Source organism: Alkaliphilus hydrothermalis (assembly GCF_016908555.1).
Taxonomy (GTDB): domain Bacteria; phylum Bacillota; class Clostridia; order Peptostreptococcales; family Natronincolaceae; genus Alkaliphilus; species Alkaliphilus hydrothermalis.
This window is the reverse complement of sequence record NZ_JAFBEE010000002.1, coordinates 110,062-125,085: the sequence shown is the minus strand read 5'-3', so window position 1 is coordinate 125,085 and position 15,024 is coordinate 110,062. Positions and strand designations below refer to the sequence as shown.

The 15,024-nt window shown below is 36.7% G+C and carries 16 protein-coding genes; 1 reads left to right on the top strand and 15 read right to left on the bottom strand.

Features of this window, described 5'->3' with window-relative positions:
* Positions 1–332: 332 nt before the first annotated feature.
* From JOC73_RS15365 to sfsA, 12 genes are all read right to left on the bottom strand, one after another.
* Positions 333–1,805, bottom strand: coding sequence for an MASE3 domain-containing protein (locus JOC73_RS15365; protein ID WP_330613078.1), 1,473 nt, complete (start codon positions 1,803–1,805; stop codon positions 333–335).
* Positions 1,806–2,543: 738 nt separating this feature from the next.
* Positions 2,544–2,789 carry a hypothetical protein gene (locus tag JOC73_RS02375; protein WP_204400250.1) on the bottom strand — a complete coding sequence of 82 codons (246 nt, stop codon included), beginning with the start codon at positions 2,787–2,789 and terminating at the stop codon, positions 2,544–2,546.
* Between the two features lie 119 nt (positions 2,790–2,908).
* Positions 2,909–3,616 carry an RNA polymerase sporulation sigma factor SigK gene (gene sigK, locus JOC73_RS02370; protein ID WP_204400249.1) on the bottom strand — a complete coding sequence of 236 codons (708 nt, stop codon included), beginning with the start codon at positions 3,614–3,616 and terminating at the stop codon, positions 2,909–2,911.
* 416 nt (positions 3,617–4,032) lie between these two features.
* The gene (locus tag JOC73_RS02365) at positions 4,033–5,757 is read right to left on the bottom strand and encodes a peptidoglycan D,D-transpeptidase FtsI family protein (RefSeq protein WP_204400248.1); all 1,725 of its coding nucleotides are present in this window, start codon (positions 5,755–5,757) and stop codon (positions 4,033–4,035) included.
* A 62-nt stretch (positions 5,758–5,819) separates the two neighbouring features.
* Positions 5,820–7,046, bottom strand: coding sequence for a peptidase U32 family protein (locus JOC73_RS02360; protein ID WP_204400247.1), 1,227 nt, complete (start codon positions 7,044–7,046; stop codon positions 5,820–5,822).
* A gap of 2 nt (positions 7,047–7,048) precedes the next feature.
* The gene (locus tag JOC73_RS02355; RefSeq protein ID WP_204400246.1) at positions 7,049–7,702 is read right to left on the bottom strand and encodes an O-methyltransferase; all 654 of its coding nucleotides are present in this window, start codon (positions 7,700–7,702) and stop codon (positions 7,049–7,051) included.
* Between the two features lie 239 nt (positions 7,703–7,941).
* Complete coding sequence (locus JOC73_RS02350) at positions 7,942–8,280, bottom strand: YlbF family regulator (protein ID WP_204400245.1); 339 nt, start codon at positions 8,278–8,280, stop codon at positions 7,942–7,944.
* Positions 8,281–8,419: 139 nt separating this feature from the next.
* Entirely contained in the window at positions 8,420–9,013 is a 594-nt protein-coding gene (locus tag JOC73_RS02345) for a lysine exporter LysO family protein (protein ID WP_204400244.1), read from the bottom strand.
* Positions 9,003–9,305, bottom strand: a complete 303-nt coding sequence (locus tag JOC73_RS02340; RefSeq protein ID WP_204400243.1) for a LysO family transporter — start codon at positions 9,303–9,305, stop codon at positions 9,003–9,005. The genes JOC73_RS02345 and JOC73_RS02340 overlap by 11 nt, the downstream gene beginning before the upstream one ends.
* A gap of 281 nt (positions 9,306–9,586) precedes the next feature.
* Positions 9,587–11,251: a ribonuclease J gene (locus tag JOC73_RS02335; protein ID WP_204400242.1), complete on the bottom strand. Its 1,665-nt coding sequence runs from the start codon at positions 11,249–11,251 to the stop codon at positions 9,587–9,589.
* Between the two features lie 262 nt (positions 11,252–11,513).
* On the bottom strand, positions 11,514–11,948 hold the full coding sequence (locus JOC73_RS02330) for a Fur family transcriptional regulator (protein WP_204400241.1): 435 nt from the start codon (positions 11,946–11,948) through the stop codon (positions 11,514–11,516).
* 82 nt (positions 11,949–12,030) lie between these two features.
* Positions 12,031–12,732: a DNA/RNA nuclease SfsA gene (sfsA, locus tag JOC73_RS02325; RefSeq protein WP_204400240.1), complete on the bottom strand. Its 702-nt coding sequence runs from the start codon at positions 12,730–12,732 to the stop codon at positions 12,031–12,033.
* Positions 12,733–12,810: 78 nt separating this feature from the next.
* Here sfsA and JOC73_RS02320 point away from each other — a divergent pair, with 78 nt between their 5' ends.
* Positions 12,811–13,251, top strand: coding sequence for a hypothetical protein (locus tag JOC73_RS02320; RefSeq protein ID WP_204400239.1), 441 nt, complete (start codon positions 12,811–12,813; stop codon positions 13,249–13,251).
* 6 nt (positions 13,252–13,257) lie between these two features.
* On the opposite strand, the gene JOC73_RS02315 is transcribed toward JOC73_RS02320, so the two are convergent.
* The 3 genes from JOC73_RS02315 to JOC73_RS02305 form a co-directional block, all read right to left on the bottom strand.
* Positions 13,258–13,521, bottom strand: a complete 264-nt coding sequence (locus JOC73_RS02315; protein WP_204400238.1) for a DUF1292 domain-containing protein — start codon at positions 13,519–13,521, stop codon at positions 13,258–13,260.
* Positions 13,522–13,602: 81 nt separating this feature from the next.
* Positions 13,603–14,022 (bottom strand): Holliday junction resolvase RuvX, encoded by a 420-nt coding sequence (ruvX, locus tag JOC73_RS02310; RefSeq protein ID WP_204400237.1) that lies wholly within the window; start codon positions 14,020–14,022, stop codon positions 13,603–13,605.
* Between the two features lie 11 nt (positions 14,023–14,033).
* Positions 14,034–14,993 carry an aldo/keto reductase gene (locus tag JOC73_RS02305; RefSeq protein WP_330613062.1) on the bottom strand — a complete coding sequence of 320 codons (960 nt, stop codon included), beginning with the start codon at positions 14,991–14,993 and terminating at the stop codon, positions 14,034–14,036.
* Positions 14,994–15,024: the final 31 nt, after the last annotated feature.

Genomic DNA, 15,024 nt, shown 5'->3' with positions numbered 1-15,024 from the left:
TATATTCTCAATTACTTTTATTAGAAAAAGGCATTTATAATTTAAACTTAAAGCAGAAGATAATGTCTTTTCAACTAACACAGATGCCTGTTCAAAAGGCGCTAGATTCAAGGAAAAAAAAGCTTCAGCGAACGCCGCGTATCATAATACGCAAGGGTGCTGAGGCTTTGCAGTGACACAGAAGATAATGTCTTTTCAACTAACACAGATGCCTGTTCAAATGGCGTTAGATTCAAGGAACAAAAAGCTTCAGCGAACGCCGCGTATCATAATACGCAAGGGTGCTGAGGCTTTGCAGTGACACAGAAGATAATGCCTTTTCAACAGGCATCTTAGGCTTCCATTATAAAATATGTTATATCATCATCATTTTCATTTGTAATGGTCACATCACTGATTTCTTGGTCTATTTTACTTTTCAACACACTTAAATCTTCTTGATTATTGCTTTTCATTATTTCTATTAACCGTTGCTTGGAGATGAGATTTTCAGATTTAATGGATTCCGTAAGACCATCGGTGAAAAATATGATTCGATCTCCTTTATTTAAAAGCACTTTTGCGTCCTTATAGTTTGGTTGAAAGAATTCCCCCATTTTACAGATTGGGAAACCCTCACTATTTTTTAAATACTCTATTTCTCCTGATTTCCTGAATAGGATTGGTATGGTATTCATCCCTCCTGAACAGTAGGATATTTCCATTGTCGTGGTATTGTAGATGGCATTAAACAGAACAATATGCATTTCATCAGGGAATTGAGCTTGATTGAATTGATTATACAAATGCTGTAGTGTTTCACCAGAAGTAATGTATCCTCCATCCCTTTTACGATAATAGTTGTGTCGAATCACCCTTTCTGTAAACACCGTCATCATGGCTGCGGATACCCCATGGCCTGAAACATCAGCGATCACCAATCCAATATTTTCTTCATCAATCTTATGGATATAATAGAAATCACCACTGAGCTTTTCACAGGGATAATTACAGGACACAAATTTCACGTCATTGATGATTACAGACTCTGGAGGCAGTAGCGATTGCTGTACTAATTTTGCATATTCTAAGTCCACTATCATTTTTTCATTATTACGACGGACCTCCATCGTTCTTTCTGCAATAATCTTTTCTAAATTTTCAGCATGAAGTTTAATTGTTTCCTTAGCATCGGCCAGTTGCCTAAAGTGATTTTCTAGATTGTAGAGGAAAATTCCCTTAAAAAGATAGTATCCACTGATAATCTTGTAAATATGCCCAATAACATTGTAGGTATCATAAACACTACGATACAGGGTAAAAGCTACTTCTGTAAAAATAGCATAAACTAATCCTACGATAAAAATCATGAAATATTTATTTTGGGTTCTCCGGAAATCTCTCCACATAAGAATGGCAGATAACAGAAAAGTGATGATAATCCCATATTCTAAATATATTTTAAGCGGAGTAAGTCCTTTCCCCTCAATAAACAGTGGAGGGAAAATTTGGATTTGGAAACTAACTAAATAAAACACTAGAAATGTAATCATGCTGGTGGCTATTAAATAATTGCTTTGATTATGCATAGACTTGTGTCTATAGGAAATCATTGTTGCTAGCAAAATTCCAACAGACTGAATTGTTCTAGAAATTATCCAATATGTAGTGGCCCGTGGTGTAGATGCCTCTACAAATAGCCCCTCCATTCCGTTGTAGGTCATGATATGAAAAAAATCCAACCATCCCATCATAAAAAAAGTCATGGAAAATACCAATAATCTTGTCCTATGTGTTTTAGTGTAGGTATAATAGTGACTGTAAATAAGACAAAATAAATAATGATTGTTATAAATTCTAACAAAGAATGAAGATGCAGAAAAGGCACTGAGTCAAAAACCCAATATATCTTTGATTCAAACATTTCAACGAGGGTAAAGATGCCTATAATAGTAGCCCATAATAATCCTAGTTTAACTAATTCTACATTAACTTTAACAGTACTTTTCTCTTTACTAATAGTCTGCAAATTAATCACCCCTCATTTTATGACTTAGCGGAATTCTCAAACTACCTTTAGTTGCTTAGTGACTCATCCCTTACTTTATTTTTCTTCATAGAAGTGCACTTTTCCTTCTATTATATTAATATTTTACTAATTTCGACTAAATAAGATAAATTTTATGTATCGGTAGTTAACTATGAATTTTCCCTTATACATTCTATGACTGTTTTCCCAAAAACAAATGATAATTCTCTCCTCATACTAATATAATAGTATTAATAAGTAAGTCTATTTTATTGTTTTGGTGCATCTTTCTCTTCCATTGCTACCAATAGATCTTTGCTCATTTTCATAGACTTAGTAACTCTTCACAAAATCAACACTTCTATTTTCCCTAATCAATTAGTTATTTTTTCGGATATGTGTATAGAACACAATCATCTGGCGATACTTTTAATAGATGAGGTTATGCTTGATTCAGGTGTTTTAGTCCCCCTTTAATGCCGAAGGTCAACGTAACCTCATTTATTTTTTATCAATTTATATAATACTTCTTTAGTTAACAATTCAATTTCCTTACTTCATCTGCTAATGCCGAAGAAGCCAAGTGGGTATTCATAGCTGCTAATATATTGTCTTTCGTAAAATTTCGGGTTGTCTTCCTTGTATAACAATACCCCTGTATCAAATTCTCAGTGATTTTAATGACCCTTATGTTCCTTTGAGTAATTTCCATTCCCTTTTGATACATGATGGTTATAGGAGTCTTATTTACCAAGGAATAATTTAATAGGAAATCAACCATATTCTCACCTCTTATCTTATTATATCTCATTGTATCAGAACACATGTTCTGTGTAAATGTTATTTGGCAAAAAAATTTAAAGCAGCATAGCTGCTTTATCAGTATCATCCTTTTCCCCTTTAATTATCTCTATTTTGGAAGGATTTGTATAATTTTTTTACTGCTCGCTTTTCAATTCTAGAGACATATGATCTTGAAATTCCCAGCATCTTTGCTATTTCCTTCTGGGTCATACAGCCTCCATTACAAATGCCGTATCTAAGTTCTATCACAATCCGTTCTCTTTTCTTCAAGACGGAAGCCATCTTGTTATACAATCGTTTAATTTGCATTTTTAGTTCTACTTCCTCTAGTACTTTATCCGCTTCTGTCCCGAGTAGATCAAGAAGAGATATTTCATTGCCCTCCTTATCCATTCCTATTGGTTCCTGTAGTGATACTTCTGTTTTGATTTTTTTGCTGGATCTTATAGTCATCAGTATCTCGTTTTCTATGCATCTAGCTGCATAGGTGGCTAATCGTGTACCTTTGTTCCGATTAAAGGTTGTGATTCCTTTTATTAATCCAATTGTACCAATAGAAATCAGATCATCAGAATCAACGCCAATATTGGAATACTTTTTCACTATGTGAGCGACTAGCCTTAGATTTCTCTCCACGAGAACATTTCTAGCTTCTTCATCTCCAGCCTCATATTTTTCTAAGTAAATGGCTTCCTCTTCTGGGGTCAGAGGTTGAGGGAAGGATGTACTGCTGCAAATATAAGATACTGCCAACATTAAAGGTTTAAACACTAAAGGAACCATTCCAGTCATTAAAGCCCACATGTAGATAACACCTCCTTGAACAACCTATATGATAGGTCACTTTAAATATTATGATTCATTATCTACAAATGTGCATGTACTGAAAATTTTAGGTTTGTCAGCATTGGTCTTTTTTTAAAGCTTATTTTCTTTTTTGATTTTTTGCTGCAAATAATTACAATTTCATCACTATTCTATGGAAATATTCATGACTATCATCAAATCCATAAAATATTATTTTCTCTTTATTTGGTAAATACTGTTGTTTTTTTGTCGATTTATCCAGTCGTCATCAGATTTATGTCATTATAACATTATCACAAATAGATATAGCGTAACGGCAAAAAAAGCCCCCAATTCATTGGGAGCACTAGAACTTTTACTTTTGTATTTGGTGATTCAACTTTAGGGGTTGTCATATGCTTGTTTTGAGAATATCAATACCCCAACTCCTTCATCTTCACCACAATCTCTCGAAAAACAGGTACTGCATTTCCTCCACCAGACCTTCCATTTTGGAGAAAAACTGTAACGGCGTACTTTGGTTTGTCTGTAGGATAGTAGCCTGTAAACCATGCGTGGAGCACCGATTGACCCTTTTCTGTAGATTGGGCTGTCCCCGTCTTTCCAGCTGATGATTTTGCTAATTCTTCACCGATTCCCTTGCCAGTTCCCTTTTGCATGACTAAGCCCATCATATATTGTAGTTTTTTAATCGTTTCTTTTTTCAATGGTTCTTTTTCAAACTGTCGTGCCTGTACCTTTACTTCTTCTAATAATGCCATCTCTACTTTCTCCTGAAGGTTATTCACTACTTCATCAATTAGATAGAGTGTCCTTCTTCTACCACCATTGGCAATGATTTGCGTTAGTTGATTAATTTGTAGGGGGGTGGCTTCTATTTGCCCTTGTCCTATGGATATATTGCCTATGGCAGGTCCTTTTAAATAATCTCCCGTTGGAAGATTTCCCTTTTCTTCCTCTATTAAACCAATATTTAATTTATGATTAAAGCCTAAATGCTCGGCCATTTCCATAATTTTTTCTGCCCCAATCCTCTGCCCTACTTGAATAAAGGTGGAGTTACAGGAGTTTGCAAAGGCCTCCTGAAAGGTAATTTCTCCATTGCCCCCTTGGCTATGGGAATTACAGCGGATGGCTACATTCCCTACCTCTTCTACTCCATCACAAAAGAATACTTCATCTAGATCCACAAGTCCTTCCTCTAGGGCTGCAGCAGCCACCACTATTTTAAATATTGAGCCAGGGGGGAAGGTCATTTGAATCCCTTTGTTAAATAATTCATCTCCTTTACTATTGAGGTGCTTACTTATGTTATAGGGATTAAAATTTGGTCGACTTGCCATAGCAAGTATTTCCCCTGTCTCCACATCACTGACCACTACAGCCCCTCTACTTTCTTGCTTGTCTAGAGCCGCCTCCACAATTGCTTGAATGTGATAATCAACCGTCAGTTTGATATGTTTTTCATCTTTGTTGGTATTGACAACAGTATAGCCTTCCCCAGGCAGGAGCCTCTTACGTCCATCTAGCACTGCTGCAATAGACTTTGTACCTTGTCCAGCCAAGACATCCTCCATGGATCTTTCAAGCCCTGACATACCTCTTTTATCCACTAGGCCGATATATCCTATCACATGGCTGAGTAGATTTTTGGTATCATATCGACTTCTTTTTTCAATAACAAAAAACCCTCTGGTATTCACCAAACGCCGATCATTCCAGTCCAGCTCCTGCTTCATCGGAATTTCCATTATATGTTTTGCCCGCTTTATTCTGCTATTCAATTCAATAGTAGAAACTCCCGTCAAACTACTGAGGAAGGATAAGTTCTCTCTATTGCTTTGAAATAGCTGTGGAAAGATTACCCCTATTGTTTCCTCAGTTCTATCCGTCAAAGGGATTAGGTTTCGATCATATATGATACCCCTACCACTGGAAAGGGGAATGGAGATATTTCTTTGCTTGTTGACCTCTGTAGTGTAGAGATCATTTTTCATGATTTGAATATAAAAGAGCCGACCCATTAAGGCTACAATCATAATTGAGGCCACCATCCCCATGATGATTAATCTTTTACGATTGACTATTGCCCCTTCTTCACTGTCTCTTTTAGTGTGGTCTTTCCTTGATCTTGGCATAAAAAACCCCCTATGTTTTTTCTGTATTATCGCCAAAAACATAGGGGAGTAAACTTTTATTCTTATTCTAACTTTTTTCGCAGAAGGTGATAAGGTTCAACCACCTGATCAATCTTTATTTTTACAATCTGCTTTGGATGGGGAGCTACTTCAATTTCATTACCGTTTTCATCCCACATTTTTTCAATAACTGACTTCATTACTTCCTTATGGGGTCCAATGATTTCAATAGCATCCCCACTGAAGAAACGATTTCTTTGTTCTATTGTTGCAATACCTTCAATAGCATCAAAATCCAATACCATTCCTATGAAGTCATAATTTCTAACATAGGATTTTTCTGTATATAAATGTTCATTTTTATCTGGTTTTTCATGATAGAAACCCGTAGTAAAGTCTCTATGGCTGGCTGTTCTTATTTCCTCTAGCCATTCTTCACGACACTCCCAATTTTCTGGGTCCTTTAGATAGCTGTCAATTGCCAGGCGATATGCTCTTACCACTGTGGCCACATAAAAGGTTGTCTTCATTCGCCCCTCTATTTTTAAACTATTAATTCCCGATTCAATAATTTTTGGTATGAATTCTATCATACATAAATCCTTTGAATTCATGATATATGTTCCATGCTCGTCCTCATAGACAGGCATATATTCCCCTGGTCTTTTTTCCTCTACAATATGATACTTCCAACGACAGGGTTGAGCACATTCTCCTCTATTGGCATCACGATTTGCCATATAGTTGCTTAGAAGACAGCGACCTGAATAGGAGATACACATAGCCCCATGAACAAAGGCTTCCAGTTCTAGATCATCTGGAATCTGACTACGAATTTCATTTATTTCATCAAAGTTCAGCTCCCTAGCCAATACTACCCTTGCAGCCCCTTGGTCGTACCAGAACTTTACTGTTCTATAGTTCACATTATTGGCTTGGGTACTAATATGAATCTCCATTTCCGGTACAATCTCCTTTACAATAGAAAAGGTTCCTGGGTCAGAGACGATTACTGCGTCTACTCCAATTTCGTATAACCTTATTAAGTACTCTGGTAACTCCGATAAATCATCATTGTGGGGTATGATATTGGCGGTGACAAATATCTTGGCTCCCCTTTCATGGGCAAATTTCACCCCTTCTGCTAATTCTTCTATTGAGAAATTTTTTGCAGCAGCCCTCAATCCAAAGATTTGTCCCCCTACATATACCGCGTCAGCACCATAAAGGACTGCAATCTTTAATCTCTCTAAATCTCCAGCTGGTGCCAATAGTTCTATATTCCTCATACCTACTCCTCCTGCCTTTTATAACTTAGGGCTAATCCATCACCGATGGGAATAATACTTGTCTCCAATTGGGGATGGTCGCAAATTGTTTCAAGATAACTCCTCATGCGATTGACGATGGTTCTTTTTCTTCTTACCACTAAATCATCGGTGGCAATCATTCCTTTGTAAAGAATGTTGTCGGAAATTAGAAGTCCCCCTGGCTTTAATAAATGGAGACAATCGCTTAAAAAGTCATTATATTGACCCTTTGCTCCATCTAGGAAGATCACGTCATAGCTCCCCTGTAGGAAGCGTAATATTTCTTCTGCATCCCCTTGAAGCAGTCTTACTTGTTCTTCTGCACTAGCTTTTTTAATATTTAACTTGGCTTGATGAATCATGTCTTCATTTCTCTCAATAGTGGTAATGTGCCCATCATGACCCATAGCTCTACAAAAAAGTAAAGAAGAGTAGGCAATGGCAGTCCCTACCTCTAATACTTTTTTTGCGCCAACGGATTTTGTGAGGACGTGAAGTAAAGCCGCTACTTCTTTATGGACAATTGGGACATGATGTTCCTCTGCGTAGATTTCCATATCCCTGAACAATCCTTCTTCTTCTGGTAAAAGCTCTCTTATATAGCTTTCTACAAATTCATTTGTAATATTACTCACCAGTAACACTCCTTTGATTAACAATAAAAAATTTCTATAGAAAAAAAGCCTCTATAGAAATTATTACCTCTATTTTCACGTCTTATTATATTATTTACTCGAAAAAAAAACAATCACTGTTATGATTTATTCTTTGGCTTAATACTAACTGGACGTAAAGAATAAGTAAAGGCAGTCCTAAGACTGCCAGAGATAGTTGAACAAACTGTAGATAGTTGTTATGTTTATTATTCTTTTTCTTACCCTTTAATATCCACCTCTATTGATTCCCCTATGATCTTGTAGATGTCTGTCACCATTTGAGTAAATCGATATTCTGCCTCTATATACTCAGCTACAATAGCTTCCTCCATAATATGTCTTTGAAGTTCCTCTAGCTTTGTTAATTTGTCAGCCTCAACTTGTTGCCCCCTCATTTGAGCACTTTGGACTTCAAAACGATGTTTTTTAAAATCCTCCATCATTTCTTTAATTTCAGGGTTTTCTTCAAGTTTCTTTTGAAGCTCTTTGAATGACTTATATTCGATACTTTCCTTTAGTGCCTTTGCCAACTGATGTGCTTTATCGTAGACATTCATTTATTAAGCCCCCTTTTACGTTCTGAATAGTGTAATAAGTTATATAGAAAGTTTTAATGACCTAGAAGGAAGAATAGTTTACATAATAACTCGCATATATTGTTCTATTGTACATTAAAATCCCCTAAAAATCAATCCCCTACAGGGACATAATTAAAGGCACAAGTATAGGAACCATAGTAGATAGCGCAACTCCAGTTATAAAAGAAATGATAGCAACTGTGCCATCGGTGGCTCTTGAAATGATTGGCAGGGTTGTATCCATAGCAGTGGCCCCTGCTGGTGCAATACTCTCCACTTTCCCGATATACTTGGCGATTAGAGGTATCGTGACTAGGGCAATGACTTCTCGACTAACATTAGTAACAAATGCCAATGTTCCCAACTCGGCACTATGCTTAGATAACTCTATGGCCGACAGGGTATACCATCCAAAACCTGCTCCGATGGCGCCTGCCTCCTTTAGGGGCATCTTTATGATAAGCCCCATCAGCATTGTACCTACTATACTGCCAACTCCGATCATCATAGGCACCAACAAAACCTTTACTCCCATTTTTTTTATTTTTTCAAGGATATCCTTCTGTCTTCCGATATCAATCCCCACAAAGAATAGTAAAAGCCATAGCCCAATATTGATCATTAATCCCATATGGGGTACTAAAAAAGCTGGAAAGGCGAAAAAGCCCACTGCTATACCTAATACAACTGCTAATAATATTCTAATTGTCATCCTCCACCTGTCCCTCCTTCACCCGTAATACTCTATTGGAGATCATTTTGACTCCTAAAACACTGAAAATCACAGAGGATAAGGCCAATAAAAATCCCTGCAATCCTATTCTACTAAAGGAATAAATAATTTCTTTGTCTATGCCAATTTTAACCCCCATAATAAACAGTAGAAACAGTAGGGCAAAGGTTTGGGCTTCACTTGTCCTGTTCATTAAAGGTAGCTTTAATTGATCTTTGGAACCTAGAAAAGCCCCTGCTAACAATATGAGTAAATAGATTAATATGTCCATTAACTTTCCTCCATGATTAGAATGACATCCTTGTTGCTACATTCACTTTGTTTTATCAACACAATAAACTAACATTATGAGTATTCGCCACAAACCTACCTTTGCCCTTCCGCTTCTTCAATATTTTTGTTAAAAAAGACTGCACTAATCCTATCATGCTTTATAAAATCTCTTTTCTCCTGATTTCTTCCCATTTTCCATAAAAAAATCACCCAATTTCTTGAGTGATTTTTCATTATATATAATCTTCCTTAAGTGTGTAATTTTTAATCAGCGTGTTCTTAAACTTCCATAATAACGGGCAGAATCATTGGGCGACGCTTTGTTTTCTCCCATAGGAAATCCTTTAATCCATCTCTGATGGCATTTTTTAGGATAGCCCATTCTCTTTGATTTTGCTGCTCACATAATTCTAGTGCCTTCTTAACCACATCTTTAGCCTCCACCATTAGTACCTCCGACTCCCTTACATAGACGAAGCCTCTAGAGATAATGTCTGGACCAGCTACAATCTTACCACTCTCTTTAGTAATGGTAACTACCACCACCATTAATCCATCTTCAGCCAGGTGTTTTCTGTCTCTTAGGACGATATTTCCAACATCACCTACACCTAGCCCATCTACTAGAACTCTACCTGCTGGTACACTACCATTAATCTTAGCTGAGTCTTTAGTAAATTCAATTATACTACCATTTTGTGCGATGAATATATTTTCTTTATCCATTCCTAAGTCCTCTGCCAATTGGGCATGTTTCATTAAGTGCCGGAACTCACCATGGGCAGGGATGAAATATTTAGGTTTTACAAGTCGATGCATGAGCTTGAGTTCTTCTTGGCAAGCATGACCTGAAACGTGGACTTCTGCCAAACTTTCATATATAACATCTGCACCCTTTTCAAACAACTGGTTTACTACACGGCTTACTAGTTTTTCATTTCCTGGAATGGGTGTTGATGAAAATACGACCAAATCTCCTTTTTGGATTTCTAGCTTTTTATGCTCTGAGCTTGCCATTCTTGATAAGGCTGCCATTGGTTCCCCTTGACTTCCTGTGGTGATAATTACCAGCTCGTGGTCTTGATACTGATCCATTTCATCTATATCAATAAGTAAGTTTTCTGGTAAGGTTAAGATTCCTAACTCTTCTGCAACCCCTACGACATTAACCATACTTCTTCCAGAGACAACAACTTTTCTGTTATGTTGTTGGGCGGCATCCATAACCTGTTGTACCCTGTGAACGTTAGATGCAAAGGTGGCAACGATAATTCTTTGTTTTGTATTTCTAAAGATATTTTGAAAAGTGGCCTCTACTTTTTTTTCTGACATGGTGGCTCCGCGTCTTTCTGCATTAGTACTATCGGCCAACATTACCAAGACACCTTTTTGTCCTAGTTCTGCTATTTTATGAAGATCAATCATTTCCCCAGCGATTGGTGTATAATCTACCTTAAAGTCACCAGTGTGGAATACAACTCCTAGAGGTGTATGGATGGCAATACAGCAAGCATCTGGAATACTATGGCTGGATCTAATAAACTCTACTGCAAAGCTCCCCATCTTAATACTGTCTCCAGGAGTGACTCTTTGTAGATGTACGTTAGACAACTTGTGTTCCTTAAGCTTGATTTCTACTAATCCAAGGGTTAATCTAGTACCATATACAGGTAGATTAATTTTCTTTAAAACATACGGCAATGCTCCAATATGGTCTTCATGACCATGGGTTAAAAATATGCCCTTTACCTTATCTTTGTTCTTTAATAAGTAGGATATATCAGGTATAACCATGTCTATACCCAGCATCTCATCCTCTGGAAAGCTCAAACCACAATCTATGATGATGATTTCATCTTTAAATTCTATTGCAGTCATATTTTTCCCTATCTCATTGAGACCTCCAAGAGGGATTATTTTTAGTTTTGTTGGTTTTCTTCCCAATACTTGTCACTCCTTTTTCTCTATAATCCGCCCATTTGTATTTCTATATTTTCTACAAATATAAATGATTAATCCGTTCTTACACACCTAAAGAATATTCTACCATAGATATCATCTATATTAAATAATATTTTGCCTAATCTACTGTTTCTAATTTATCCTTATATAATATATTCTATCCTAAAATTAAAATTTTAAATGAGAAAAGAAGTATTTTAGTAAATTTATAAGATAAAAAAAAGCCTTGCAAGTACTCGCAAGACTATTCACATTTTGAACAAATCCCGAAAAACTTCACCTTATGATCTTTTATTTTAAACTTGTACTCATTTTCTATTGCGTCTTCTAACTGCTCTAGCAAGTCAATTTCTACCTCTGTTACACCACCACAGATTTGACAAATTAGATGGTGATGCTGATGATCATCATCGTGATTGTTGTACTCATATCGACTACAACCATCATCTAGGTTCAGCTTTGAAATCAGTCCCATTTCATCTAACAACTGTAGTGTTCTATAAACTGTAGCCAATCCAATTTCTGGACATTTTTCCTTTACTATGTCATAGATTTCCTCAGTATTTAGATGTTCTCCTTGATTAGTAAATAGTACCTCTAGGGTAGCTCTTCTTTGGGGAGTCAGTTTTAATCCTTTCTCCTTTAACCTGTCCTTTAATTCTTCCATTAGGTTTTCCATTATCTCACCTACATTTCTCAAATAATAACACTTTTCAAATAAAAGTATATACTTTTAAGGGTGTTTTGTCAATCCATTATTTTCAAATAATAATACTTATTTCATCTGCCAACTGAATATAATCAGGGGTCACATGACAGTTGTAGGCATAGAATTCTACACCTTTTTCCTTTGCCATTGCCACTGCTTGATAGATCTTTTCATCCATATGAAAATTTGGTGTAAAAAGATCCCCATCACTTCTTTGGATGATAAAAAATACTGCTCCACGAATACCTTCCTCCACTGCATTAATTAGCTCTAATACATGCTTCCTTCCTCTGTCTGTGGGGGCGTCGGGGAAGGTGGCTAATCCAGACTCCCTTACTAACGTACCACACTTAGCTTCTATAAGGGCATGATTCCCATTTTGGTCATCTAAGGAAAAGTCAAACTTACTTTTGCCATAAAAAACCTCTCTCCTTACCTGATTATACCCACTAAAATAAGGAATCAATCCTTCTTTAAAATATTTTTCTAATATTGTATTGGGGAGTTTCGAATCCAAAGCCACCAATATGTCATCCCTATATGCAAATAATAAATCGTAACAGGTTTTTCTGTGGGGCTCATCTACTCTCCTTAATATAACCTTTTCACCTGGTATTAACAACTCTTTCATTCTGCCAGTATTAGGCACATGGGTGATACAGACTTCTCCATCTATCAATACCTCTGCTACAAATCGATTGATTCTTTTTTGAAAAATGCCAGTTATCTTATTACCTTCAATATTTACTCTCATATTTTTCACCTACTTATGTTATACTAAATCTAAGATAAATATGTCGAATAAAGTATTCTATGAGGGGGGTTAATCCACTTGAAAACATTTTTTAATATGATTCATGGATTATTCCTAGGGTTTGTCCTCGGCATGACCCTAGCAGTAGTAGTCAATGAATATGTGCCTGACGTTGAGGCTTACTTTCATCCAGCATATATCATCCCAAGTCTAGCTGCCATTGGGGCAATAATTGGTTTTATTAAGGGCTATAATCATCACGGTAGATTCCTGTTTCCTATATTCTCTACAGTAGGAACCATTATCATACCAATCCTTTCCCTAACAGCATTGCTTATTATTTTGGGATACGATCGTGCCTTAACTTTACCACCAGTACTATTTAAAACAGGTTTTGGCTTAAGTCAAATGGATACTCAATTAAGTACTTATATATTAAGTATTTTCCTTACTCTATCGGCGGTAGCGGCCCTTATATCGAGTTTTTCCATAAATAAAAGAAAAAGATGGACTTGGTAGTCCATCTTATTCTTCTTCTGCATCTACAATTGCTTCATAAGCAGCAACTACATTTTCATATTCTTCATCATCTTCAATTGCTATTAAAGTATATTCTTCTTCACTTTCACTAACAATTTTGAATATGTAAGCATCTTCATCTTCATCGCCTTCTACTGGCGCAAGGATTGCATATTCGTTTTCTTCTACTTCAAGAGTCATTAAAATCTCAAATTCCTCTTCTTTACCTTGCTCGTCTACTAATGTTATAAAGTTTTCTCTTTCTTCCATTTTAAAATTCTCCTTTCCATTTGGTCTTAGCCACTCTAGTATTATATACTATATTGCTAGAAAAAAATACTACTTTTAATATTATTTACTGATGCTGTCTAAATATCCCTGTAAAATATATACCGCAGCCATTTTATCAATAACTTCCTTTCGCTTTTTTCTGCTGACATCCGCTTGAATCAAGGCTCTTTCAGCGGCTACAGTGGTTAATCGTTCATCCCACATCACTACCTCTACTTTAGGGAATCTCTTTTTTAGTCGCTCCACAAATTCTAGCGTTTTCTCCCCTTGGGGTCCAACAGTACCATTCATATTCTTTGGGAGCCCAACTACAAATTTGTGTACTTCGTATTCCTCCACCAATTCTTCTAATCTTCTTAGATCTTTTTTGATACCTATTCTTTGAATCGTCTCAATACCTTGAGCAGTCCACCCCATCAAATCGCTGGCGGCTACTCCAATGGTTTTATCTCCTACGTCTAATCCCATCACTCTTGCCATAAATTTACCTCCTACACCACCTTAATACAAAATTGTGGACAATGTTTTGAACAATAACCACAAAGGACGCATTTACTATGATCCACCTGTAGCTTGTTATCTACTATTTTTAGAGCCTGATGACTACAACCCTCCAAGCATTTACCACAGACCTCACACCAATGGGCTATATTGAGCTTTTTATCCTCAATTTTAACCCTTTTCATTAATTCCCCATCGATAGGTTGTCCTTGAAAGATCCCTACATTGATATCTATTTCATTGGTGTTCTGCATTCCTACAGCAATGGAATCTATGTTGGGTAAATTCAACACAAAGTCAAAGGAGGCTTGAAAATTTCTTAGAAGATTTCCTCCCCCTAGGGGCTTCATGGCATAAATACCCTTACCCATGTGGTGGGCGGTTTTTAGATGCTCCAGCATTTCTGTAATGTTGCCATCCTGTATTCCTAGCCCATTGATATTAACTATAGGGTGAAGTACTTCTATTTCAGGCATCTTTAAAGAGGCTTTTACAGCAGCAATGTGGTGGGTCGACAACCCTACAGCTTTTATATACCCCTTTTCCTTCATTTTAATAAAATATTCTAAAGCTTCATAGTGTCCCCTAAGGGTATGCTCATTCTCCTGCTCGTGGAGAAGAAATACATCTATCATATCCACCGCCATTTCCTCCATTGCCTTCTTCAAGCTTTCCTCTGCTGTTTCCTTAGAGTAGGCATAGGATTTAGTGGCAATGACAAATTCATCCCTAGGAATGACCTTCAGTGCCTCTCTGATGTGGTGATAAGTCTCATAAAGCTCGGCGGTGTCTATAAAGTTGATTCCCTTTTCAAAACCATGAATAATTAAAGCCCCACCATCCTTGGGGGACATATTGGACTGGAGGGGTCCCATGGTCAGGCCTCCAAAGCAAAGCCTTGATACCTCCAATCCTGTTGTTCCTAATTGATTTTTTGCAAGTTTTACCACAATCCAATTCTCCATTTTCTAATTGATTCTT